General features: G+C 73.6%; 18 protein-coding genes and 1 tRNA gene. 14 read left to right on the top strand and 5 right to left on the bottom strand.

Translation table 11 applies throughout. The features are described 5' to 3' along the window. Positions 1–253: 253 nt before the first annotated feature. Positions 254–1,900: an MFS transporter gene (locus tag BBH68_RS18100; protein ID WP_065963693.1), complete on the top strand. Its 1,647-nt coding sequence runs from the start codon at positions 254–256 to the stop codon at positions 1,898–1,900. A gap of 134 nt (positions 1,901–2,034) precedes the next feature. Here the strand turns inward: BBH68_RS18100 and BBH68_RS18095 are convergent, their stop codons facing one another. Both BBH68_RS18095 and BBH68_RS43185 read right to left on the bottom strand, forming a co-directional pair. Beyond that, positions 2,035–2,952, bottom strand: a complete 918-nt coding sequence (locus BBH68_RS18095) for a coiled-coil domain-containing protein (RefSeq protein WP_065963692.1) — start codon at positions 2,950–2,952, stop codon at positions 2,035–2,037. A gap of 288 nt (positions 2,953–3,240) precedes the next feature. Next, positions 3,241–5,733 (bottom strand): SUKH-4 family immunity protein, encoded by a 2,493-nt coding sequence (locus BBH68_RS43185; RefSeq protein ID WP_425428821.1) that lies wholly within the window; start codon positions 5,731–5,733, stop codon positions 3,241–3,243. Positions 5,734–6,889: 1,156 nt separating this feature from the next. Here BBH68_RS43185 and BBH68_RS41990 point away from each other — a divergent pair. Beyond that, positions 6,890–7,369 carry a hypothetical protein gene (locus BBH68_RS41990; RefSeq protein ID WP_158080305.1) on the top strand — a complete coding sequence of 160 codons (480 nt, stop codon included), beginning with the start codon at positions 6,890–6,892 and terminating at the stop codon, positions 7,367–7,369. Between the two features lie 67 nt (positions 7,370–7,436). Here the strand turns inward: BBH68_RS41990 and BBH68_RS18080 are convergent, their stop codons facing one another. Next, positions 7,437–8,414, bottom strand: coding sequence for an SMI1/KNR4 family protein (locus BBH68_RS18080; RefSeq protein ID WP_065963685.1), 978 nt, complete (start codon positions 8,412–8,414; stop codon positions 7,437–7,439). Positions 8,415–8,695: 281 nt separating this feature from the next. Here BBH68_RS18080 and BBH68_RS18075 point away from each other — a divergent pair, with 281 nt between their 5' ends. Then, positions 8,696–9,259: a YwqJ-related putative deaminase gene (locus tag BBH68_RS18075; protein ID WP_065963683.1), complete on the top strand. Its 564-nt coding sequence runs from the start codon at positions 8,696–8,698 to the stop codon at positions 9,257–9,259. 29 nt (positions 9,260–9,288) lie between these two features. Further along, the gene (locus tag BBH68_RS18070) at positions 9,289–9,768 is read left to right on the top strand and encodes an SUKH-3 domain-containing protein (RefSeq protein WP_065963681.1); all 480 of its coding nucleotides are present in this window, start codon (positions 9,289–9,291) and stop codon (positions 9,766–9,768) included. A 104-nt stretch (positions 9,769–9,872) separates the two neighbouring features. Here BBH68_RS18070 and BBH68_RS18065 read toward each other — a convergent pair whose 3' ends face one another. Further along, on the bottom strand, positions 9,873–11,459 hold the full coding sequence (locus BBH68_RS18065) for a sensor histidine kinase (protein ID WP_079151051.1): 1,587 nt from the start codon (positions 11,457–11,459) through the stop codon (positions 9,873–9,875). Positions 11,460–11,615: 156 nt separating this feature from the next. Here BBH68_RS18065 and BBH68_RS18060 point away from each other — a divergent pair, with 156 nt between their 5' ends. The 7 genes from BBH68_RS18060 (at position 11,616) to BBH68_RS18030 (ending at position 17,463) form a co-directional block, all read left to right on the top strand. After that, complete coding sequence (locus BBH68_RS18060) at positions 11,616–12,521, top strand: hypothetical protein (RefSeq protein ID WP_065963737.1); 906 nt, start codon at positions 11,616–11,618, stop codon at positions 12,519–12,521. Between the two features lie 11 nt (positions 12,522–12,532). Continuing rightward, positions 12,533–12,605, top strand: a tRNA-Gln gene (locus BBH68_RS18055). A gap of 111 nt (positions 12,606–12,716) precedes the next feature. Continuing rightward, positions 12,717–14,174, top strand: a complete 1,458-nt coding sequence (gene glmU / locus BBH68_RS18050; RefSeq protein ID WP_076970810.1) for a bifunctional UDP-N-acetylglucosamine diphosphorylase/glucosamine-1-phosphate N-acetyltransferase GlmU — start codon at positions 12,717–12,719, stop codon at positions 14,172–14,174. A gap of 71 nt (positions 14,175–14,245) precedes the next feature. Next, on the top strand, positions 14,246–15,220 hold the full coding sequence (locus BBH68_RS18045; protein ID WP_065963677.1) for a ribose-phosphate diphosphokinase: 975 nt from the start codon (positions 14,246–14,248) through the stop codon (positions 15,218–15,220). A 323-nt stretch (positions 15,221–15,543) separates the two neighbouring features. Then, the gene (locus BBH68_RS18040; RefSeq protein ID WP_065963675.1) at positions 15,544–16,128 is read left to right on the top strand and encodes a 50S ribosomal protein L25/general stress protein Ctc; all 585 of its coding nucleotides are present in this window, start codon (positions 15,544–15,546) and stop codon (positions 16,126–16,128) included. 158 nt (positions 16,129–16,286) lie between these two features. Continuing rightward, a complete protein-coding gene (gene pth / locus BBH68_RS18035; RefSeq protein WP_065963673.1) occupies positions 16,287–16,877 on the top strand; it encodes an aminoacyl-tRNA hydrolase in 591 nt (196 codons plus the stop codon). Positions 16,878–16,944: 67 nt separating this feature from the next. Then, positions 16,945–17,463 carry a hypothetical protein gene (locus BBH68_RS18030; protein WP_065963671.1) on the top strand — a complete coding sequence of 173 codons (519 nt, stop codon included), beginning with the start codon at positions 16,945–16,947 and terminating at the stop codon, positions 17,461–17,463. A 110-nt stretch (positions 17,464–17,573) separates the two neighbouring features. Here BBH68_RS18030 and ppc read toward each other — a convergent pair whose 3' ends face one another. Further along, positions 17,574–20,294 (bottom strand): phosphoenolpyruvate carboxylase, encoded by a 2,721-nt coding sequence (ppc, locus tag BBH68_RS18025; RefSeq protein WP_065963668.1) that lies wholly within the window; start codon positions 20,292–20,294, stop codon positions 17,574–17,576. 303 nt (positions 20,295–20,597) lie between these two features. Between ppc and BBH68_RS18020 the strand changes: the two genes are divergently transcribed. The 3 genes from BBH68_RS18020 (at position 20,598) to BBH68_RS18010 (ending at position 22,803) form a co-directional block, all read left to right on the top strand. Then, a complete protein-coding gene (locus BBH68_RS18020; protein WP_174589041.1) occupies positions 20,598–21,578 on the top strand; it encodes an acyl-CoA desaturase in 981 nt (326 codons plus the stop codon). Continuing rightward, positions 21,578–22,276: a TetR/AcrR family transcriptional regulator gene (locus tag BBH68_RS18015; protein ID WP_065963664.1), complete on the top strand. Its 699-nt coding sequence runs from the start codon at positions 21,578–21,580 to the stop codon at positions 22,274–22,276. The genes BBH68_RS18020 and BBH68_RS18015 overlap by 1 nt, the downstream gene beginning before the upstream one ends. A gap of 68 nt (positions 22,277–22,344) precedes the next feature. Next, entirely contained in the window at positions 22,345–22,803 is a 459-nt protein-coding gene (locus BBH68_RS18010; protein WP_065963662.1) for a hypothetical protein, read from the top strand. Positions 22,804–22,831: the final 28 nt, after the last annotated feature.

Here is a 22,831-nt window from a genome sequence, read left to right as displayed (position 1 = left end):
CGGAAACCTCCTCCGCCGGTACGAACCCCGGGTAGGAGGAAGGGGTGGACATCCCCTAGGGGTGTGAGACCTCAGGCGTACCCCGTCTCGGGGTAGAGGCTGCACCCTGACGCTACGGAAGGATCAAGTCCGCTGTTCCAGGGGGCGGACGCCCGCTTCCCATCCCCCGATCCCGCATGGAATCGTGGGTAGTACAACGGACTTGGCGACCGAGCCCCGAGACCCGGCTCGGCCGGGGGAAGGAGTGCGTACGGTGGGCGGCACCGCACGACGGCGGACAGGCTCGGACACCGGACCCCCCACCCCCGAGGCGGCCCCGTCGCCGCCCGCCCGCCGGGGCCCCGTCGCCGCCGCGCTGATGCTCGGCATGGCGCTCGCCGCGCTCGACTCCACCATCATCTCCACGGCCATCCCCCAGATCGTGGGCGACCTCGGCGGCTTCTCCGTCTTCTCCTGGCTGTTCTCCGGCTATCTGCTCGCCGTCACGGTCAGTCTGCCGGTCTACGGCAAGCTCTCCGACACCTTCGGCCGCAAACCCGTCCTGCTCTTCGGGATCGTGCTGTTCCTGCTGGGCTCGCTGCTGTGCGCGGGCGCCTGGGACATGGGCTCCCTCATCGCCTTCCGCGTCGTCCAGGGCCTGGGCGGCGGCGCGCTGCAGGGCACCGTGCAGGTCATCGCCGCCGACCTGTACCCGCTCAAGGAGCGCCCGAAGATCCAGGCCCGGCTCTCCTCGGTGTGGGCCCTGTCCTCCGTGGCGGGCCCGGCCATCGGCGGGCTGCTCGCCGGATACGCCGACTGGCGCTGGATCTTCCTGATCAACCTGCCGGTCGGCGCCGTCGCCCTGCTGCTGATCGTCCGCCATCTGCACGAGCCGGCCCGGGAGGCCGTGGCCACCTCCCGGGTGGACTGGGCCGGCGCCCTGGCGATCTTCGTGTCCGGCGGGCTGCTGCTGACCGCCCTGGTGCAGGGCGGAGTGGCCTGGGCCTGGCTGTCCGCGCCGTCGCTCGCCCTGTTCGCGGGCAGCGCGGTGGGCATGGCCGGGACCGTGTGGATCGAGCGCCGCGCCGCCGAGCCCATCATCCCCGGCTGGGTCTGGCGCCGCCGTACGATCTCGGCCGTCAACCTCGCGCTCGGCGCGCTGGGCCTGCTGATGATCGCCCCGACCGTCTTCCTGCCCACCTACGGCCAGTCGGTCCTGGGCCTCGGCCCGATCGCGGCCGGGTTCGTGCTGTCGGCCATGACCCTCAGCTGGCCGATTTCCGCCGCCCTGAGCAGCCGCGTCTACAACCGGATCGGCTTCCGGCGCTGCGCGATCACCGGCGTCTCGATCGCCGCGCTGGTCCTGCTCGCCTTCCCGCTCCTCCCCTACCCCGGCGCGGACCCCGGCGCGGCCTGGCAGCCCGCGCTGATCATGCTGCTGCTCGGCGCGGCCCTCGGTCTCTTCCAGCTACCGCTGATCATCTGGGTCCAGTCGTCCGTACGCTGGGCGGAGCGCGGCACCGCGACCGCCTCGATCCTCTTCTGCCGACTGGTCGGCCAGTGCGTGGGGGCGGCCGTCTTCGGCGCCGTCGCCAACGCCACGCTGACCGGACGCCTGGAGGTGGCCCCCTCCGCCATCCGCCCCGGCCTGCCCGACGACCTCGACTCGGTCTCCCGCGCGCTCGAGCACCCCGGCACCCTCACCGACCAGGCCGCCGACTATCTGCGGCGCGCGGTCGACACCGCCGTCGAGCATGTGTACGTCGGCTCGGCGGGCGCCGCCGTCCTGGCCCTGCTGATCCTGCTGTTCCTCGCCCCGCGCCGGACCCCCGACGGGCCCGACGGGGAGCAGGGCGCGGCGGGGGCGACCGGCCCGGAAGGCGCCACGGGCGCCGACGAGCAGGCGCGGACGGCGGGGTAACGGGGTCGCGGGAGCGCGGGGTCGCGGGGTCGCGGGGTCGCCGGGTCGCGGGGTCGCCGGGTCGCGGGGTCGCCGGGTCGCGGGGTCGCGGGGTCGCGGGGTCGCGGCGAAGTCCCGGGGCCGGTGCGGGGCCGTCAGGCTTCCGGTTGCGGCGCCGAGCCGATGTCCTCGGCGACCGGCCGCCCGGTCAGCGCCGCCAGGCTGCCCCGCACATGCTCCAGATGCGACTTGAGCTCCTCGCGCCGCTCCACGTGCTCGCGCAGCGTCCGCTCCGTCTCCCGCTCAAGACGCTCCTCCCGGGCCCGCGCCTGCGCGATGATCTCCGCCGCCTGCGCCTGGGCGTCCTCCTGCCGCAGCCGCGCCGCCTGCTCGGCCATCGCGTACTCCCGCTTGGCCTCGGCGAGCTTCCGCTGCGCGCGCTCCTCCATCTGCGCCACGCCCTCGGCCACCGCGGCCTCCCGCTGGGCGATCTCCCGGCCCGCCGCCTCCCAGCGCTCGGCGTGGTCCCGCTCCAGCTCGGCCAGGACGGCGGCGCTGCGCTGCCGCGTCTCCTTCAGCGCGGACAGGGCCTCGCCCCGCCACTCCTTGGCGTCCTGCCGCGAGGCGGCGCGCAGTTCGTCCACATCCGCCTGGGCCGACTCCAGGGTGGCGCGCGCGGACGCCTCGGCGGCGGCCCGCACCCGCTCGGCCTCCTCGCGGGCGGCCTCCTCGACCGTACGGGCCGCGGCCCGCGCGGCGTCCCACAGCTCCTGCGCCGAGGCCTCGGCGCGCGCCCGCAGGCTCGCGGCCTCCTCCTCGGCCGCGAACAGAATCAGCCGCGCCCGGTCGCCCAGCGATTCGTACGTCTGGGGGGCCAACTGAGCGACCGCCTCGCGCAGCCGCTCGGCCTCGGCGGCCAGCTCATTGCTCAGCACGGTCAGCCGCGCGGCCCGCTCCCACGCCGCGTCGCGCGCGTCGGACAACTCCGCCAGAGCGCGGTCGACCTGCTCGGGGCGGTAGCCGCGGCCCCGTCCGCCGATGGTGAAACCTTGACGTGACACCGATGCGCCCATCCTTGGAACCCCTTTTGTCCGGCATGCAACCGCTCCGGCGCACATCTTTATAGATCGCGGCTAATCGCACATAACGCGACACTCCGCCCATCTTCCTCGGCCGGGCTGTCGTGGTCGTGCCCTCGTGGCGCCGACACGGAATCCGGACAGGACAACGACGAGGCGCCCGCCCCCGTCACGGGGGTCGGGCGCCTCGGTCCTGATGTTCTGGCGCTGTTCGCCTCAGGACTCGCTATCAGGGCTCGTACTTCAGGGCTCGTACTTCCGGGCTCGTACTTCAGGGCTCGTTCAGAGCAGGCCGTCCCACATCTGCTCCAGCAGCACCGCCCACCAGTGGTCCGGCGAGGACAGCGCCGCCGGGTCCAGGCAGGCGAGCTGCGCCTGGAAGTCGACCGTCCAGCGGCCCGCCTGCTCGGGCGTCAGCCCGTACCGCAGCCGCCACATCCGGCCCAGCAGGGCCAGGCAGCGGACGAAGTCCGGCAGCGAGGTGTTGACGAACTGCGGCGGCACCGACGTACCGCCGGGGCCCGCCTCCACCGGCACCGCCACGATGTGCGCCGTGCCGTACTGCACGCAGAGCTGACGGCCGAAGTCATTGCCCATGACCAGGTACGACCCCGCGTCCGGCGCGGGCTGCACCCCGCGCTCGGCGGCCAGCTCGGCGAGCGTCGGCACCGGACGGCCCTGCTGGGCCTGCGCCCAGAAGAACGGCCCGAAGTCCATCGGCAGCCCCGCCCAGACCAGCGTCTGCGCGACCACGTCCGGCACGCCCATCCGCGACACCGCGCGCTGGTCGAACCGGAAGACGCCCTGCGGGCCGAACGACTGGATCAGCTCCTGCGCCAGCGCCTCCGGCGGCACCGGGGGCACCCGCTGCACCTGGCTGGGGTGCGGCAGCGGCACCCGGTTCGGGGCCGGACGGGCCGGGCCGTCCGCCACCTGGTGCAACTCCCCCTGATGCTCGATCAGGTGGCGTACGCCCTGCTGGCGGGTCGCGTGGTCGCGCCCGTACGCCGCCGTGTGGCTGATCCGCACCTGCGGCCAGGTCTCCTTGATCATGCGCGCGCAGTAGCCGCCGGGCAGATCGCAGGACTCCAGCTCGGTGTGCAGCTCGAGCACCTGCTGCGGGGGGACGTTCATCCCGCGCAGCTCGTGCAGGATCTGCCACTCGGGGTGCGGGGTGCCGGGCGCGGAACGGCGGATGAGCTGCTGCTCGGAGCCGTCCTGCGCGCGGTAGCGCAGCACCGCCATATAGCCGGGGCCGACGGTCGGCTGGCCGGACGGCGGCGCGGGATAGGCGTATCCGCCGCCGGGCGGAGGGGTGCCGGGGCCGGACATGCCGGGGCCCGGCATACCGGGCGGGGGCGTGCCGGGGCCGCCCGCGAGCATCGTCGCGGCGGCGTGCACGCCGCCGGGGACGGCGGGCTGCCCGGGGGCACCGGGCTGGCCGGGTGCGCCGGATGCACCGGGCTGACCCAGCGCGCCGGGCTGGCCGGGTGCGCCGGGCATCCCGGGCGCGCCGGGGGCACCGGGCGCGCCGGGGAAGCCGGGGCCGGGCGGCGGGGGCGGCATCTGGGCACCGCCGGGGCCGGGCACCCCGGGCTGCCCCGGGGCACCGGGCTGACCAGGCGCGCCGGGCTGACCGGGTGCGCCTGGGCCACCGGCGAGCATCGTGGCCGCCGCGTGCATCCCACCCGGAGCGCTCGGCGGGCCGGGGAAGTTGGCGGCCGGACCCGACGGGGGCGGCATCTGGGCGCCCCCGGCGCCCGGCACACCCGGCGGACCGGGCGGCTGGGGGCCCGACGCGGCGGGCTGACCCGGCGCACCGGGAGGCCCGGGCGGCCCAGGAGGTCCAGGCGGGCCGGGCGGCTGCGGGGCACCCGCGCCCGGCGCACCCGGCGCACCCGGCACACTGGGGGGACCCGGCACGCCCGGCGCCCCAGGGGCCCCGGGTGCCGCGGGTCCACCGGGGGCCGCGGGGGCTCCCGGTCCGCCGGGGGCTCCGGGCACGCCCGGCGCACCCGGCCCCCCGGCGAACATCGTCGCCGCGGCGTGCATCCCGTCCGCAGCGCCGGGCTGGCCGGGCGCACCCGGCGGAGGCGTCGCGCCCGCGCCCGGGGCGCCGGGCGCCGACGGCGGAGGCGGCGTCTGCGCACCGCCCGGTGCCCCACCCGGGGCGCCGAGGCCCTCGGGGTCGAGCGCCGAGACCAGCTGCGTCGGCACGTACCCCCCGGCCGACGCGCCCGGAGCACCGGGCCCGGACGGCGGCGGAGGCGGCGCGGGCTGCCCCACGGCCGGACCGGCGCCCGGGGCGCCAGGCACGCCGGGCGGGGCCGACGGCACGCCGGGCGCGCCGGGAGGCGCCCCGGGGACACCCGGGCCCGCGGCCGGCGGCCCCGACGGGGGCGGCATGTCCAGGGCCGGGGCGATGGCGGTGGGCGGCAGCGCACTGCCCGCCGCCAGCAACTCCGTCTTCGCGTCCGGGCGCACGCCCGGCGCCGGGGTGTCCTCGTCGTCGGAGCCCGCGAGCGGCGGGGCGAAGACCGTGACGGGCGGGGCGACCGACCGGTCGCTGTCGTCGCTCCCGGAATTGGTGTCGGCACCCGCCCACGGCGTGCCGCCGGCGGGGGCACCGGGGGCCGGGGAGTCGGCGGGGACACCCCAGGGGCTGTCGCCCCCCGCGGCGGCATCCGCCCCGACGCCCTGCCGACCGCCCCGCGAGTCGTCGTCAGAAGCCCCCGCACTCGCGCCCGATGTGCCGGAACCCGGCCAATCGTCCACCGCCGAAGACCGCCCAGCGGCCCCACCGGAACCCCCGGGAGCACCCGCGCCGGCCGCGCCCGGCCAGTCGTCCGTACTCGACGCGCCGTCAGCGGCCCCGCTCGGAGCGCCACCCCCGGAGGCACCGCTGTACCCACCGGCCGCACCCGAAGCGCCCGGCCAGTCGTCGGCCCCCGGCGCGCCGTCAGCGGCCCCGTTCGGAGCACCCGCCCCAGAACCACCGCCATACGAACCCGACGCACCCGACGCCGCAGCCGTCGCAGCTCCGGCTACGCCCGAAGCGCCCGGCCAGTCATCCGTCCCCGAAGCCCCGTCACCGACGCCACCCGAAGCACCCGCCTCGGAACCACCGTCATACGAACCCGACGCACCCGACGCCGCAGCCGTCGCAGCTCCGGCTACGCCCGAAGCGCCCGGCCAGTCATCCGTCCCCGAAGCCCCGTCACCGACGCCACCCGAAGCACCCGCCTCGGAACCACCGTCATACGAACCCGACGCACCCGACGCCGCAGCCGTCGCAGCTCCGGCTACGCCCGAAGCGCCCGGCCAGTCATCCGTCCCCGAAGCCCCGTCACCGACGCCACCCGAAGCACCCGCCTCGGAACCACCGTCATACGAACCCGACGCACCCGACGCCGCAGCCGCCCCGGCTCCGGCCGTGCCCGACGCGCCAGAGCCCGGCCAGTCGTCCACCACACCGGGCTCGCCGCCGGCGGGGCCCCTCGCCGGGCCGGACGCGCCCGGCCAGTCGTCCGCCCCACCGTCGGCCGAACCACCGGCCGTGCCGGAAGCCGCAGGCGAGCCCGTACCGGAACCCGGCCAATCGTCCGCCCCGCCATCGGCCGAACCACCGGCCGTGCCGGAAGCCGCAGGCGAGCCCGTACCGGAACCCGGCCAATCGTCCGCCCCGCCATCGGCCGAACCACCGGCCGTGCCGGAAGCCGCAGGCGAGCCCGTACCGGAACCCGGCCAATCGTCCGCCCCGCCATCGGCCGAACCACCGGCCGTGCCGGAAGCCGCAGGCGAGCCCGTACCGGAACCCGGCCAATCGTCCGCCCCGCCATCGGCCGAACCACCGGCCGTGCCGGAAGCCGCAGGCGAGCCCGTACCGGAACCCGGCCAATCGTCCGCCCCGCCATCGGCCGAACCACCGGCCGTGCCGGAACCCGCGGCGGAATCACCGTCCGGCGCCGCAGGCGGCGCGGCTCCGGCCCCCGGCGTGCCGCCGGTCGAGTCGCCCGCCGGCCCGGCGGGCGCCGGGCCGGAGTCCGACCCGCGCCCACCACCACTGGCGCCCGACCGCTGGTCGGGGATGCCCATGGCGTCGGCCGCCTCCTGGAGCCAGGCCGGCGGGGTCAGCAGGAAGGAGGTCGCGTTGAGGTCGATGCGCTGGGGCCGGCTCCCCGTGGAGGTGGTCTCCTCGCGGCCGCCGGCGGATCCGTACTCCTCCTCGTACCGGCGGATGACCTCGCCCACCGGCAGCGCGGGCCACAGGGTCGTGTCCCCGCTGTCGCGGGCGATGACCAGCCGGGCGCCCTCGGCGGGCGCGTCCGAGACGGGGCCGTCCGCGCGGTCCTCGGCCCAGGCCACGAAGCCCAGGTCGAACTCCCGCACCCGCACCTCGCGCTGCTGGTAGCCGGGCACGTCGCCGTTGATCCAGAGTTCCGCGCGCTCCTGCGCCTGTGCGAAGGTCACCATCGCGCTCACCCCTCCACCGGGACGGCGTACGCGAAGCCGCCCTCCACCATCAGGTTGGCCACCGTCTCCAACTCCGGCGGGTTGCCCGCGAGCCGCAGCAGGAAGGCGTCGAAGTCGTCGCCGCAGGGCAGCATCAGGTGCTCGACGCGCTCCTGCACCGTCCAGCCGTCGCGGTCCCGCGCGTCGTCGTACGCGCAGAACCAGACCGAGCCGATCGCGTCGCCCTTGACCTTCACCGCGATGACCCCGCCCTGCACGAAGCCGACCCCGAGGAAGTCCTTGGTGAAGTGGTCGCGCAGGCATTTGTTGATGTAGACGAGGTCGTTGACCGCGGCCTCGTCGCGCACCGTGAAGAACGGCTGGTCGACCAGCAGGCCGAGCTCGGGGTCGAGCGCCGCGCCGACGGGCGCGCAGCCGCCCGCCGCCTTGAGGAAGGCGCGGTACGCGCCGGGCAGCCGGTAGCCGAGGTCCTCCTCGACGCCGAGGACCTGCTCCTCGGTGACCGACAGACCGCGCTTGGGCAGCCGGAAGTGGACCGGGCGGGTCTCCTGGAGGGGCCGGGTGCCGCGCTTGTCCTGGTCGACGGCGGCGGTCGCGAGCCCGCCGTGGTGCCGCAGCAGCGCCTTGACCTCCACCGGGATCAGCTCCAGGCGGCGGGTGCCGGCGACGTGGTGCCAGGTCCAGCCGTGCGGGGTGGCCACGCTCGACGAGCCGTCCCACAGGTCGTGGCCGACCGCGTGCAGCGCGGCGTTGGCGGACACGTAGTCGGTCAGCCGCAGTTCGTCGACGCCGAATCCCTCGGGGGGCTCGGCTATTTCGGCGGCGGCGCGCGCATAGGGCGTAAAGTCCGGATAGCCGTTTTCGTCCACCCAGACGCCCTTGGGGTGCCTGGCGGCCCTCACCGGGTCCGGGAAGTGCACGACCTGCCCGGCGTAGGCCGTGTTCGGTGGCGCGGCGTGCTGCCCGAGCCGACCTGTCGTCATGGCGGATGCCCCCTGCTGCTGCTGGCTACTACGGACAGACTATGCGGTAGCGCGAGGCCGGACCCCGCCGCGCCCGGCACCCACGGGCCGACCCGGACCCCGCCGCGCCCGCCGCCCACGGGCCGATCCGGGACCGCTCCGCGCCCCGCCGATTTTCGCCCGGCCCGCACCGGACACCCCCGGACTTTCGCACCACGCGCAACATTTGGCAGGCTGATCTTCGCAACCGGGGGGGATTGCGCGGGATCGCGCGCGGATTGCGCGGGGAGGGAAGGCAGAACATGCACGGTACGAGCAGGCCGGGCGGCCACGACGGCGCCGCGCCCGGACAGCACGACCCACGGCTCAGCTGGAGCGACACCGACGGCGCGGCCGGGCCGCCCGAGCTCCTCCACCGCCGCGACGGCATCCTGCCGACCGTCGCCGCCGCGCTCTCCGTCCGCGGGCAGACCCTCACCTGCACCGCGAGCAAGGGCGACCAGCCGCCCGCGCTGCACCCCCTGGTCCAGGACTTCCTGGACACCCTCACCAGCGCGCAGCGGGAGCGGTTCACCGGCCGCTGCCCGGAGGCGATCCTGCTGTCCCGCCATCTGACCGGCGTGGAGGCGAACCGCTCCAAGCGCGCCGCCCGCAAGCCGCTCAGCCAAGGCGAGGCCCGCCGCGCCTTCAAACAGGCCAAGATCACAACGCGCCGGATCCGCGAGGCCGGCGACCCGCACCACGGCAGCTACGCCCCGCCGTGCCGGTCCTGCGTGCCGCTGCTGGCCCATTTCGGCGTACGGGCCGTGGGACACCCCGATGGGGCCGGCGGGGCAGAGGCCCCGGCGGGCCCGGCCAGGGGCTGACCTTGGAGGCATCGCCACGCGTGCGCGCCATGGACACCACCCGCTTCTCCGTCGCCGTCGACGCCGCCCTGCGCGAGGCCGGCTGGCGGCCGGGGCGTCGCGACATCCGGCAGGCCGAGGTGTGGGCGGACACCCTGCGCGCCCACATCTCCCCCGCCGGGCACCTGCACGCCGTCTTCCCGGCGGCCGTCGAGGCGTGGGCCGAGTTCGGCGGGCTGCGCGTCGTCCCGCCCGGGGCCGGGCGGCACATCGCCCCGACCCCCTTCCACATCGACCCGCTGCACGGCCTGCACCTGGCCAGGACGCTGGGCGATTTAGGACGGGCGCTGGGCACGGAGGTCTGCCCGCTGGGCGAGGAGGCGGACGGGCAGGCGTTGCTGACCATCGACGCGGAGGGCCGGGTGTACAGCCTGGACCACACCGGGGACTGGTACCTGGGCCCGGACATCGACGCGGCGCTGGCGGCGCTGGTGACGGGCGTCCAGCCGCAGCGCCTGGCCCGCGGGTAGGGCCCGATCCGCGGTGAGTATCGGACGGCGACACGCCGTCGTGTCGGCGTGTCGCTGTCCGATACTCACCGCAAACCCACGGGCACGGGACCCAGGAGGGCTAGCTACGCGCTCTTCGCCCGCTCGGCGTCCCGCTCCCGCACGGGGAGGTCCACCGAGCCGCCGGCGGAGCCGTCGGCCGTACGGACCACAGCGTCCGCGGCCGCACGGTCCCCGGCCGTACGATCCCCGGCCGTACGATCCGCTGCCGCACGGTCCGGGATGACCGCCGAGACCCGGAAGCCGCCCGCCTCCGTGGCCCCCGACACGAACCCGCCACCGAGCACCGCCACCCGCTCCTTCATCCCCAGCAGGCCGTTGCCGCCGCTCGGCAGCCCCGCGTCCGCCGCGCCCCGCTCCGACGGGCCGTTCTCCACCTGCACCGCGACCTCGGAGGTCCGGTAGGCGAGCCGGACCCGCGCCCGCGCGCCCGGCGCGTGCTTGTGGACGTTGGTCAGCGCCTCCTGGACCACGCGGTAGGCGGTCTGCTCCACCCGGGGCGCGTAGCCGCGCTCCTCGCCCTCCACCGACAGCTCCACGACCATCCCGGCCGCCCGCGACTGCCCGACCAGCGTCTCCAGCTCCGCCAGGCGCGGCCCGCCCGCCAGGCCGGGCCCGCCGGCGAGGTCCGCCGCCCCGGCCCCCTCCGCCGCCCGGGCCCCGCGCACGCCCCCCGCGTCCGCCGCCCCGGCCCCTTCCGCCGCCCCGGCGGCCTCCGCCGCGGCCGACGCGGCGGCGGCCACCGCCGCCAGCGGCGCCGGCTCCTCGTCCGCCGGGCGGGTGGCGGCCGAGGCCGGGGCCCGCTGGCCGACGTCCTCGGAGCGCAGCACTCCGAGCATCTGCCGCAGCTCGGTCAGCGCCTGCCGGCCCATGTCGCCGACCAGCGCCGCGTTCCTCGCGGCCTTCTCCGGGTCCTTGAGGGCGACCGCCTGGAGGGCCGCCGCGTGCACCACCATCAGGCTCACCCGGTGAGCCACCACGTCGTGCATCTCGCGGGCGATCCGGGTGCGCTCCTCGTTACGGGCCCACTCCGCCCGCTCCTCGGCCCGCTCCGCCAGCAGCGACAGCTCGCGCTCCAGGCCGTCCGCCCGCTCCCGCAGGCTCTCCACGAGCCGCCGCCTGGCCCTGACGTACAGCCCGAGCAGGATGGGCGGCGCGGTCAGCCCCAGGGACATCACCACGGCGACCAGCGGGATCCACCAGCCGGTGGACGCCGTGGTGCTGTGGTGCATGTCCTCCCGGAACCGGATGGTCGAGATGATCAGCGTGCCCGCGCCGGACATCCCGGCCAGCACGGCCGTGATCCGGCGCGGCACCTCGGAGGCGGCGAGGGTGTAGAGGCCGACGATGCTGAGCAGCATGCCCATCTCCGCCGGGGTGACCGCGATCGATATCAGCACCACGGCGATCGCCCAGCGCCGCCGCAGCAGCAGCGTGGCGCCGACCAGCAGCCCCATCGCCACCCCTACGGCGGCCGGGACGCCGGCGTCATGGGCGAACGCGACGCCCTCCGCCGCGCACTCCACCGCCGACACCACGGCCAGGACGATGTCCAGCACCATGCTCCGCCGCCGCGGCCACCACCACGGCCCGGCGGGCGCGCCCCGCGCGCCCGCCGCCTCGACGTCCCCCGTATCCCCCGTCGCAGTCATACGGACCAGACTACGGCCGTGTCCCAGGGGTGCACCCCGGGACACGGCACGGGTGAAGCGCCCTCGAACAGAACGCAAAGTGCGACTTTTAACTCGAACGAATGAATCGTCCATGTTTGCGACACACGCGTCTGCGGGGCGAACAACAGTGTGGCCATGAGCGAACCAGGACGCCGCGACGGCGACGGGCCGAGCGGCCCGTGCGACCGGTCGGCCATCTTCGAGGAACTGCGAGAGCGGGCGATCGCGCTACGGAGGGAAGGCCTGAGCCGTAGGCAGATCCGCGACCGCCTGAAGGTCCACAACAACGACATCCTGAACCGCCTCCTGGAGGGCGAGCCGCCACCCGAGTGGACCAAGCGGCCGAACACGAAGGACGGCTTACGGGCGAAAGCCCGCGAAATGCGACTGCGCGGCATGACCTACGACCAGATCCAGCTGGAGCTGGGGTGCTCGAAGAGCTCGATCTCGCTGTGGGTACGCGACCTGCCGAAGCCGCCGCCGCGCACACGGGAGGAGGCGTCGGCGATCGCCAAGCGGGGATGGGAGGCCACGCTGCGGCGACGCGAGATCGAGCGCCAGCAGACGAAGCTGGCGGCGGCGCGGGAGATCGGCGAGATGACGGACCGGGAGCTGTTCATCGCCGGAGTCGCGCTGTACTGGGCAGAGGGAGCGAAGGACAAGCCGTACCAGCGGCGCGAGACCCTGCAATTCATCAATAGCGACCCGAACGTCATCGAGCTCTATCTGCGCTGGCTCGACCTATTGGAGGTGCCCCCGGAGCACTTGCGTTTCCGCCTCAGCATTCACGAGTCGGCAGACGTGCCGGCGGCGACGCGCTTCTGGGCAGAATTGGCAGGCGTCGATCCCAGCACCTTCCAACGCGCGACACTCAAGAAGCACAACCCCAAGACCACGCGACACAACACGACAGACGCCTACAGGGGCTGCCTCGTGATCTATGTGGCCCAAAGCGCGGAGCTCTACCGTCGCATCGAGGGCGCTTGGTACGGCATAGTGGTGGGGGCCAAGTCGGTGACCTCCACCAGGCGTCCGATTTGACCGCTTTACCATCCCCTGTGGTGTAATCAGGTAGCACAGCAGCCTTTGGAGCTGTTTGTCAAGGTTCGAGTCCTTGCAGGGGAGCTCAAGTTCGAAACCTGACCGCCCACGCCGGGACCCACCCTCGTTCCCGCCCCGAAACCTCTCGGTATCCTGCCGGGTGTCCACCCCGAGCCGAGCCCGAAGGGCACATCCGTGAGCGTCAACCGCCCGGCAGCCGTCGTCGTCCTCGCAGCGGGTGAGGGCACCCGCATGAAGTCGGCGACTCCCAAGGTCCTGCATGCGATCTGCGGCCGGTCCCTCGTCGGGCACGTCGTCGCCGCGTCCCGCGAACTGTCCCCCGAGCACCTGGTGGTCGTCGTCGGCCACGCCCGCGAGCAGGTCACCGCCCATCTGGCGGAGATCGACGCCGAGGTGCGCACCGCCGTGCAGCACGAGCAGAACGGCACCGGCCACGCCGTGCGGATGGGGCTCGAGGAGCTCTCCGACAGCGGGGTCGTCCTGGACGGCACCGTGGTCGTCGTCTGCGGGGACACCCCGCTGCTGACCGGGGAGACCCTCGGCCGGCTCGCCGGGACCCACGCCGCCGAGGGCAACGCCGTCACCGTGCTGACCGCCGAGGTCCCCGACGCGACCGGCTACGGCCGGATCGTGCGCGAGGGGGCGAGCGGCGCGGTCACCGCGATCGTGGAGCACAAGGACGCCACCGACGCCCAGCGCGAGATCCGCGAGATCAACTCGGGGGTCTTCGCCTTCGACGCCCGCCTGTTGACCGACGCCCTGGGCAAGGTGCGCACCGACAACAGCCAGGGCGAGGAGTACCTCACCGATGTGCTGGGCATCCTGCGCGAGGCCGGGCACCGCGTCGGCGCCTGTGTGGCCGGGGACCACCGCGAGATCGTCGGCATCAACAACCGGGTGCAGCTCGCCGAGGCGCGCAGGCTGCTCAACGACCGGCTGCTGACCCGGGCCATGCTCAGCGGGGTGACCGTCGTCGACCCGGCCACCACCTGGGTGGACGCGACCGTCACCTTCGAGCCGGACGCCCTGGTCCACCCCGGCACCCAGCTGCTCGGCGCCACCCACATCGCGGCGGACGCCGAGGTCGGCCCGGACTCCCGGCTCACCGACACCACCGTCGGCGAGGGCGCGAAGGTGAGCTTCACCGTCGCCGAGGGCGCGGAGATCGGCGCGGGCGCGAGCGTCGGCCCGTACGCGTATCTGCGCCCCGGCACCCGGCTCGGCGCCAAGGCCAAGGCCGGCACGTACGTGGAGATGAAGAACGCCAGGATCGGCGAGGGCACCAAGGTGCCGCACCTGTCCTACGTCGGCGACGCGACCATCGGCGAATACACCAACATCGGCGCCGCCAGCGTGTTCGTGAACTACGACGGCGTCAACAAGCACCACACCACCATCGGCAGCCACTGCCGCACCGGAGCGGACAACATGCTTGTGGCTCCGGTCACGATCGGGGACGGCGCCTACACCGCCGCCGGCTCGGTCATCACCAAGGATGTGCCCCCGGGCTCGCTCGCCGTCGCACGCGGCCAGCAGCGGAATATCGAGGGCTGGGTCGCCCGCAAGCGCCCCGGAAGCGCCGCCGCCAGGGCCGCCGAGTCGGCCCGCCAGGAGGACGCGGGCGAGGGATGACCCGTGCACGGGTGCGCCGTGCGGGGCGTACCGTGATAAGCGCATCAAAGTGACATCCAAGGAGACTTGCTGTGACCGGGATCAAGACGACCGGCGAGAAGAAGCTGATGCTCTTCTCCGGCCGCGCCCACCCCGAGCTGGCCGAGGAGGTCGCCCACGAGCTGGGCGTCAGCTTGGTCCCGACCAAGGCATTCGACTTCGCCAACGGCGAGATCTACGTCCGTTTTCAGGAGTCCGCGCGAGGCGCCGACTGTTTCCTGATCCAGAGCCACACGGCTCCGATCAATAAATGGATCATGGAGCAGCTCATCATGGTCGATGCGCTGAAGCGGGCCTCCGCGCGCTCGATCACGGTGATCGTGCCGTTCTACGGCTATGCCCGCCAGGACAAGAAGCACCGCGGCCGCGAGCCCATCTCGGCCCGTCTGATCGCGGACATGCTCAAGACGGCGGGCGCCGACCGGATCCTCACGGTCGATCTGCACACCGACCAGATCCAGGGCTTCTTCGACGGCCCGGTCGACCACCTCTTCGCCCTGCCGGTGCTCGCGGACTACGTGGGCGCCAAGGTCGACCGCTCCAAGCTCACCGTGGTCTCCCCGGACGCCGGCCGGGTGCGGGTCGCCGACCGCTGGTGCGACCGGCTCGGCGCCCCGCTGGCCATCGTGCACAAGCGCCGCGACCCGGACGTGGCCAACCAGGTCACCGTCCATGAGGTCGTGGGTGATGTCCGGGGCCGGGTCTGCGTCCTGGTCGACGACATGATCGACACCGGTGGAACCATCTGCGCCGCGGCGGACGCGCTGTTCGCCAACGGGGCGGAGGACGTGATCGTGACCGCCACCCACGGTGTGCTGTCCGGCCCGGCCGCGGACCGGCTGAAGAACTCGAAGGTGAGCGAGTTCGTCTTCACCAACACCCTGCCCACCCCGAGCGAGGTCGAGCTCGACAAGATCACCGTGCTGTCGATGGCGCCCACCATCGCCCGCGCGGTCCAGGAGGTCTTCGAGGACGGCTCGGTGACCAGCCTCTTCGAGGAGCACTGATGGGTGCCGGCACCGGCGCCGGTGACTTAGGCGCCCGCCGACCGATCTGAGGCCACCCCCGGCGGGGTGGCCTCAGCCATGTGCCGGAGCCGCGGGCGCGGGCGGGTGCCGGGTGCCGGGGCCGCGGGCGGGGGCGTACCGGGGCCGTGTGCGGGGGCATGGGTCCGGGGACGGTAGAATTGCCGGGTTGCTCGGCGAGGGAAGCTGTGTGCGGCCACGCGCGCGGCTCGTCCGTTATCGACGCGCTCTTCGTAGAGGTGGTCTGTCGTGGGCCGGGTGACGGCCGTCAGATCGTTCATCGAATGACTACGAGGAGTGCAGTCATGGCCGAGATCAAGCTTTCCGCCAAGCCCCGTACCGAGTTCGGCAAGGGCGCCGCCCGCCGCGCCCGCCGTGAGGGTCTGGTCCCCGCCGTGGTGTACGGCCACGGCGCCGAGCCGGTCCACGTCAACCTGCCGGGCCACGACCTGATGCTCGCGCTCAAGACCCCGAACGCGCTTCTTGCCCTCGACCTCGAGGGCAAGAAGGAGCTCGTCATCCCCAAGGCCGTGCAGCGCGATGCCATCAAGGGCTTCCTCCGCCACGTGGACCTGCTCCTGGTCCGGAGCGGCGAGAAGGTCACCGTCGAGATTCCGGTCCACACCGAGGGCGACCTGGCCCCCGGCGGCAACCTGCTGGAGCACGTGCTGAACGCGCTGCCGGTGGAGACCGAGGCCACCCACATCCCGGAGTCGGTCACCGTCTCCATCGCGGGCCTGGACGCCGGTCACTCCATCCTGGCCAAGGACATCACCCTGCCGGCCGGCACCACCCTGGCGGTCGAGGAGGACACCGTCGTGCTCCAGGTCGTCGGTGCCCAGGCCGAGGCCCAGGCCGCCGAGGGCGAGGGTGAGGGCGAGGAGGCGTAACCACGCCCCGCGGGCGTCACCACACCGCCTCGGCGCCGTAGAGCACCGAGGCGCGACGCCCTTCCCTTCTCCGGCCGCCGTCCCGCCCCCACCCCTCCCGGGGCCGGGCCCGGGGCGGCGGCCGCAGCCACCCCCGGCCCACTCCAGGAGACAGCCAGATGACGGACGAAGCCAGCCCCTGGCTCGTGGTGGGCCTCGGCAACCCCGGGCCCGAGTACGCGGGCAACCGCCACAACGTCGGCTTCATGGTGGCCGACCTGCTGGCCGACCGCATGGGTGCCCGGTTCAAGGCGCACAAGTCCCGTGCGCAGGTCGTGGAGGGGCGCGTCGGCCCGCCCGGCCCGGCCGGCCGGCGGATGATCGTCGCCAAGCCGATGTCGTTCATGAACCTCTCCGGAGGACCGACCACCGCGCTGCGCGACTTCTACAAGGTGCCGGTCGGGCACATCATTGCGATCCACGACGAACTGGACATCGACTACGGCGCGCTGCGGCTGAAGCTCGGCGGTGGTGACAATGGCCACAACGGCCTGAAGTCGATCACCAAGTCGCTCGGCCCCGACTACTTCCGCGTCCGCTTCGGCATCGGCCGCCCGCCCGGCCGGATGGATGTCGCGGCCTTCGTGCTCAAGGACTTCTCCGCCGCCGAGCGCAAGGAGTTGGACTACTTCGTGGACCGCGCGGCGGACGCCGTGGAGACGCTGATCGTGGACGGCCTGGAGCGCGCGCAGGGCACGTACAACTCCTGACCCTCGCTCGGGCGGGCCCCGACCGGAAAGGTTGACCGCGCGCCCGGGTGTCGCCAGGATCGCCGCCATGTCTTCCACCGGCACGATCAAGCGCAGCCGTACGCGGCGGGCGGGCGAGAACGCGTACGGGCTGCTGTTGCTCACGAAGAACGTGGTCATGGCGCTTATCGCGCTGTTCGTCCTGGTCGCCGGGGTGTGGTACTCGTGGGGGACCGCCAAGCCGGCGATGTTCACCAAGAATCTCGAACGCGGCACGGTCACGGTCTCCCGGTGCGACGACGACTGGTGCACCGGCGCCTTCGCGCCCACCGACGGCTCCGGCCGCGCCCGCGCCCGGGTGCGGATCGACAAGGCGGTCGCCGACGGCCCGGGCGACCGTCTGCCGGTGGCCCTGAAGCCCGGCACGGACGAGGCGGTACGGACCGGCTGGGCCGGTGTGCTGCACGCCTGGGTGCCCTTCGCGGGCTCCCTCCTCCTGGCCTCCCTGATGGTCGCCGGCGGCCTCCGCCTCCGCCGCACCGCCTGGGCCCTGGGCCTCACCGGTGTGACCCTCCTGGCCGCGTCCTTCGCCACCCTCACGTTCTGAACCCGAGGACCGCGCCGAGGACCGCGCCGAAGACCGCGCCGAAGACCGTGGCCCGGGCCGCTCCTCGCGGAGCGGCCCGGGCCGCGGTCACCTCGGGCGCCGGACGCGGGTCAGCCCGTGTTGCGCAGGCCCGCCGCGACGCCGTTGACCGTCAGCAGGAGGGCGCGGGCGAGGAGCGGGTCGGGGGTCTCGCCGCGCTCGCGGGCGGTGCGCTGGCGGTGGAGCAGGGAGACCTGGAGGTAGGAGATGGGGTCCAGGTAGGCGTCGCGGACGTGGAAGGTCTGCTTCAGCACCGGGTTGGAGTCCAGCAGCTCGGTCTCGCCGGTGATCCGCAGCACCTCCCGCACGGTCAGCTCGTGCTCCGCCCGGATGGTGTCGAAGACGTGCTTGAGCTCGTCGGGCACCAGCGTGTCGACGTAGTGCCGGGCGATCCGCAGATCGGTCTTGGCGAGCGTCATCTCGACGTTGGACAGGAAGTTCCGGAAGAAGTGCCAGTGCTGGTGCATCTCGTCCAGGACCGCGTCAAGACCCGCCTCGCGGGCGGCCTTGAGCCCGGAGCCGACGCCGAACCAGCCGGGGACGATCTGCCGCGACTGGGTCCAGCCGAACACCCACGGGATGGCCCGCAGCCCGTCCAGGCCGGCGCCGGAGTCGGGGCGGCGGGAGGGGCGGGAGCCGAGGTGGAGCTCGGCGAGCTGGTCGACGGGGGTGGAGGCGAAGAAGTACGCGGGCAGGTCGGGGTCCTCGACCAGTGCGCGGTAGGAGCGGTGGGCGGCCTCCGAGACGGTCTCCATCGCGGCGTCCCAGCGGGCCAGGGCCTCGTCGGACTGGCGCGGGGCGGTGTGCAGGGCGGATGCCTGGAGCGTGGCGGCCACGGTCAGCTCCAGGTTCTCCCGGGCCAGGGAGGGCACGAGGTACTTGTCGGAGATGACCTCGCCCTGCTCGGTGACCTTGATCTCGCCCTCCAAGGTGCCCCAGGGCTGGGCGAGGATCGCGTCGTGGGTGGGGCCGCCGCCGCGGCCGACGGTGCCGCCGCGGCCGTGGAAGAGGCGCAGCCGTACGCCGTGCCGGTGGGCGACGTCGCGCAGCAGCCGCTGGGCGCGGTGGATCTCCCACTGGGAGGTGGTGATGCCGCCGAACTTGGAGGAGTCGGAGTAGCCGAGCATGACCTCCTGGACGTCGCCGCGCAGGGCGACCAGCCGCCGGTAGGAGGGGTCGGAGAGCATCTCGTCGAGGAGCTGGTCGGCGATCTTGAGTTCTTCGGTGGTCTCCAGCAGCGGCACGATGCCGATCTTGGCCCAGCCGGCGTGGAGGTCCATCAGGCCGGCCTCGCGGGCGAGGACGGCGGCGGCGAAGACGTCGTCCGAGCCCTGGCACATGGAGATGATGTAGGACTCGACGACCTCGGGCCCGAACCGCTCGAAGGCCTCGCGGATGGTGTGGAAGACGCCGAGGGTCTTGGACCCGGCGGCGTCCAGCGGGGCGGGGGTGGGCGCGAGGGGGCGGCGGGAGCGGAGTTCCTTGGCGAGCAGCTTGCGGCGGTAGTCGCGGGGCATGTCGGCGTACCGCCAGGACTCCTCGCCGAGCCGGTCGAAGAGCTGGCCGAGGGCGTGGTGGTGGGCGTCGGCGTGCTCGCGTACGTCCATGGTGGCGAGCTGGAGGCCGAAGGCGGCGAGGGTGCGCAGGGCGCGTTCCATCCGGCCGTCGGCGATCAGCCGGCCTCGGTGGGCGCGCAGCGACTCCTGGATGAGGTGGAGGTCGGCCAGGAGTTCGGCGGTGCCCAGGTAGTCGCGGCCGGGCTGGTGGGGGGTGCCGCCGGCGAGGCGGGCCCGGGTGTTGAGGAGCTTCTGGCGGACGCAGGTGGCCTTGAGCCGGTAGGGCTCCTCGGCGTTGAGCCGCTTGTAGCGGGGGCTGATCTCGGGCAGCAGCTCCAGGTCGCGCTGGAGGGAGTCCAGCAGCTCCTCGGAGGCGTCGGAGTTGCGGATGGAGCTGGAGAGGGCGGCGCGCAGGTCGTCGACGACGGCGAGGGCGTCGGTGATGCCGTGCTCGTGCTGGAGGATCAGCACGTCCCAGGTGACCTGGGGGGTGACGTTGGGGTTGCCGTCGCGGTCGCCGCCGATCCAGGTGCCGAAGGTGAGCGGGCGGGTGGTGGCGGGCAGCGGGGCGCCGACCCGCTCCAGCTCGGCGGACAGGTCCTCCAGCACGTCGCCGACCGCGCCCGCGTGGAGTTCGTCCAGGTAGTAGACGGCGTTGCGGGCCTCGTCGGCGGGCTCGGGGCGGGCGACGCGCAGCTCGTCGGTCTGCCAGAGCAGGTCGATGTTCTCGGCCAGCCGCAGGTCGGTGCGGCGGCGGTCGCCGCCGACGGCGAGGGTGTCGAGGAGTTCGGCGATCCGGCGCAGCTTGTTCAGGACGGTGCGGCGGGCGGCCTCGGTGGGGTGGGCGGTGAAGACGGGCCGGACGCCCAGGTTCCGGACGGTCTCCCGGAGGTGGTCGGGGTCGGCGTCCTTGAGCTGGTCGGCGGTGCGGGCCAGGAGGCCGCCCTCGGCGGCGCGCTTGGCGCGCAGCTCGCGGCCGCGGTGCACCTGCTCGGTGATGTTCGCCAGGTGGAAGTAGGTGGAGAACGCGCGTACGAGCTTGGCCGCCGTCTCCAGGTCGGTGGAGCCGAGCAGCTCCGCGGCGGCCTCGCCGTCGCTGCGGGTGAGGGCACGGACCCGCTCGACGAGATCGAGGAGGTCGGGGCCCTCCTGTCGGACGAGGGTCTCGCCGAGGAGGTCACCCAGGCGGCGGATGTCGGCACGCAGGGCGGCGTTGGTGTTGTCGGCACTGCTCACAGGTGCGGGCTCCTTGCAGTGTTCGGGTCGCATGGGTCGGGTAACGACGGGTGACGACGGGGCCGAAACGCCACGGTACGGCTGCTGCTCCGGTGGATACGCGGCATCCGCCGGGTGGCGCCCGGGCCCGGGACCCCCGTGTCGTCGGCGATGTGCGGACCGCGCTGTCCGACGTCACCAGGATATGCGGCGCGCCTTCGGGGGAACCCATAGCCCTATTGCCCCGCTTCGGGGCCCTGCCATACTTACGTCGCCGTAGGTTACGGTCCCGTAGCCGTACCCCCGAGCCCCATGAGGGATCCCATGACTGCAAGCCCCGACGTGATCCACGACGCGCCGAAGGCCCAGGAGCCCACCCCTCCCTCCGCCACGCTCGGCGGGGACAACAAGCGCTCCATCGAACAGATCACCCTTCTGCTGTTCATCACCGTGCCGTTCCTCGCCCTGGCCGCGGCCATCCCGCTGGCCTGGGGCTGGGGGGTGAGCTGGCTGGACCTGACGCTGATGGTGGTCTTCTACTACATCGGCTGCCACGGCATCACCATCGGCTTCCACCGCTACTTCACCCACGGCTCCTTCAAGGCCAAGCGGCCGCTGCGGATCGCCCTGGCGATCGCCGGGTCGCTGGCGGTCGAGGGGCCGCTGGTGCGCTGGGTGGCCGACCACCGCAAGCACCACAAGTTCTCCGACGCGGAGGGCGACCCGCACTCCCCGTGGCGGTACGGGGAGACCGTGCCGGCGCTGATGAAGGGCCTGTGGTGGGCGCACATCGGCTGGATGTTCGACGAGGAGCAGACCCCGCAGCACAAGTACGCCCCCGATCTGATCAAGGACGACACGATCCGCCGCATCTCCCGGCAGTTCGTGTTCTGGACGGTCACCTCGCTGCTGCTGCCCGCGCTGATCGGCGGCCTGGTCACCTGGTCCTGGCAGGGCGCGGCGACCGCGTTCTTCTGGGGGTCGCTCGTCCGGGTGGCTCTGCTCCACCATGTGACCTGGTCGATCAACTCGATCTGCCACGCGGTCGGCAAGCGCCCCTTCAAGTCGCGCGACCGGTCCGGCAATGTGTGGTGGCTGGCGGTGCTCTCGTGCGGCGAGTCCTGGCACAACCTGCACCACGCGGACCCGACCTGCGCCCGCCACGGCGTGATGAAGGGCCAGCTGGACTCCAGCGCCCGGATCATCCGCTGGTTCGAGAAGGCGGGCTGGGCGTATGACGTCCGCTGGCCCAGCGAGGCGCGTATCGACGCCCGCCGTAAAGAGGAAACCGCAGAAGCGGCATGATGGGGGGCGTGGCGACCGACAGTAATACCAGCGGTGACAAGGCCCGGGCGGCCCGGGCCTCCGGTTCCGGGACCCGGCGCGCCCGCCGGGTGCGGATGACCGGCAAGGAGCGCCGCGAGCAATTGCTGGACATCGGTCGCACGCTCTTCGCCCAGCGCGGCTTCGAGGGCACGTCGGTGGAGGAGATCGCGGCCAAGGCCGGGGTCTCCAAGCCGGTGGTGTACGAGCACTTCGGCGGCAAGGAGGGGCTGTACGCGGTCGTGGTGGACCGCGAGATGCGCCGGCTGCTGGACATGGTGACCGGCGCGCTGACCGCGGGCCATCCGCGGGAGCTCCTGGAGCAGGCGGCGTTCGCCCTGCTGGACTACATCGAGGCGTACACCGACGGCTTCCGCATCCTGGTGCGGGACTCCCCCGTCGCCCAGTCGACGGGCAGCTTCGCCTCGCTGATCAGCGATATCGCCACCCAGGTCGAGGACATCCTGGGCCTGGAGTTCAAGGCCCGCGGCTTCGACCCGAAGCTCGCCCCGCTGTACGCGCAGGCGCTGGTCGGCATGGTCGCGCTCACCGGCCAGTGGTGGCTGGACGTGCGCCGGCCGAAGAAGGCCGAGGTGGCGGCCCACCTGGTGAATCTGGCCTGGCACGGCCTGGACGGCCTGGAGCCCAGGCCCCGGCTGATCGGCCACCGCAAGTCCTGACCCTCCGGGGGCTGGTCCGCGCGTCCCTCACCGGAGGATGATGTGGGCCACGGGGAGGGGAGTCACACATGGTCACGGGGGAAGTGTCCGAGGCGCGCCGGAAGGCGGTGGGCCTCGGGTCGGGCGCCTGTCACGCACTGGGCCTGATGGTGCTGGCCATCACGGAGTGGGTCAGGGCCGACCTGAAGGACGCGACGTCGCTGGCGTCGCACTCGTATCTGAAGGACATGCTGCGGTTGGCGGCCGATCTGGCGGACGAGGACTGGTACAAGACGGCCGTGGACCTGTACGACAAGGTCTCCTTCGGCCAGCCGCGCGCCGCCCTGTGGGCGGCCGTGCTCATGGCGCTGGTCGTCCGTCTCAACCGGCACGGCCCGGAGGAGGTCCAGCAGGCCCTGTCCTGGGTGACCGCCGCCTACTGTCTGCTGGCCACCGTGGCCCTCATGCCCTATCTGGCCGCCCCGGGCGCGGGCGTCATCCTGCTGCTGGCGCTCAGCGGGGGCCTGGTGCATGTGGCGACGCGCTGAGGCCGGCGGCGCTCACCCCTGGTAGACC

It is taken from the genome of Streptomyces sparsogenes (assembly GCF_001704635.1).
Classification (GTDB): domain Bacteria; phylum Actinomycetota; class Actinomycetes; order Streptomycetales; family Streptomycetaceae; genus Streptomyces; species Streptomyces sparsogenes.
Note: the sequence above shows the minus strand (reverse complement) of the source record. Positions and strands in the feature narration are given on the sequence as shown.

Excerpts from the sequence above, each read along its gene's own strand:
- BBH68_RS18095 (WP_065963692.1), bottom strand. The coding sequence starts at position 2,952 with ATGGGCGCATCGGTGTCACGTCAAGGTTTCACCATCGGCGGACGGGGC.
- BBH68_RS18080 (WP_065963685.1), bottom strand. The coding sequence starts at position 8,414 with ATGACGACAGGTCGGCTCGGGCAGCACGCCGCGCCACCGAACACGGCC.
- BBH68_RS18075 (WP_065963683.1), top strand. The coding sequence starts at position 8,696 with ATGCACGGTACGAGCAGGCCGGGCGGCCACGACGGCGCCGCGCCCGGA.
- BBH68_RS18070 (WP_065963681.1), top strand. The coding sequence starts at position 9,289 with ATGGACACCACCCGCTTCTCCGTCGCCGTCGACGCCGCCCTGCGCGAG.
- BBH68_RS18065 (WP_079151051.1), bottom strand. The coding sequence starts at position 11,459 with ATGACTGCGACGGGGGATACGGGGGACGTCGAGGCGGCGGGCGCGCGG.
- BBH68_RS18060 (WP_065963737.1), top strand. The coding sequence starts at position 11,616 with ATGAGCGAACCAGGACGCCGCGACGGCGACGGGCCGAGCGGCCCGTGC.
- BBH68_RS18040 (WP_065963675.1), top strand. The coding sequence starts at position 15,544 with ATGGCCGAGATCAAGCTTTCCGCCAAGCCCCGTACCGAGTTCGGCAAG.
- pth (WP_065963673.1), top strand. The coding sequence starts at position 16,287 with ATGACGGACGAAGCCAGCCCCTGGCTCGTGGTGGGCCTCGGCAACCCC.
- BBH68_RS18030 (WP_065963671.1), top strand. The coding sequence starts at position 16,945 with ATGTCTTCCACCGGCACGATCAAGCGCAGCCGTACGCGGCGGGCGGGC.
- BBH68_RS18020 (WP_174589041.1), top strand. The coding sequence starts at position 20,598 with ATGACTGCAAGCCCCGACGTGATCCACGACGCGCCGAAGGCCCAGGAG.
- BBH68_RS18015 (WP_065963664.1), top strand. The coding sequence starts at position 21,578 with ATGGGGGGCGTGGCGACCGACAGTAATACCAGCGGTGACAAGGCCCGG.
- BBH68_RS18010 (WP_065963662.1), top strand. The coding sequence starts at position 22,345 with ATGGTCACGGGGGAAGTGTCCGAGGCGCGCCGGAAGGCGGTGGGCCTC.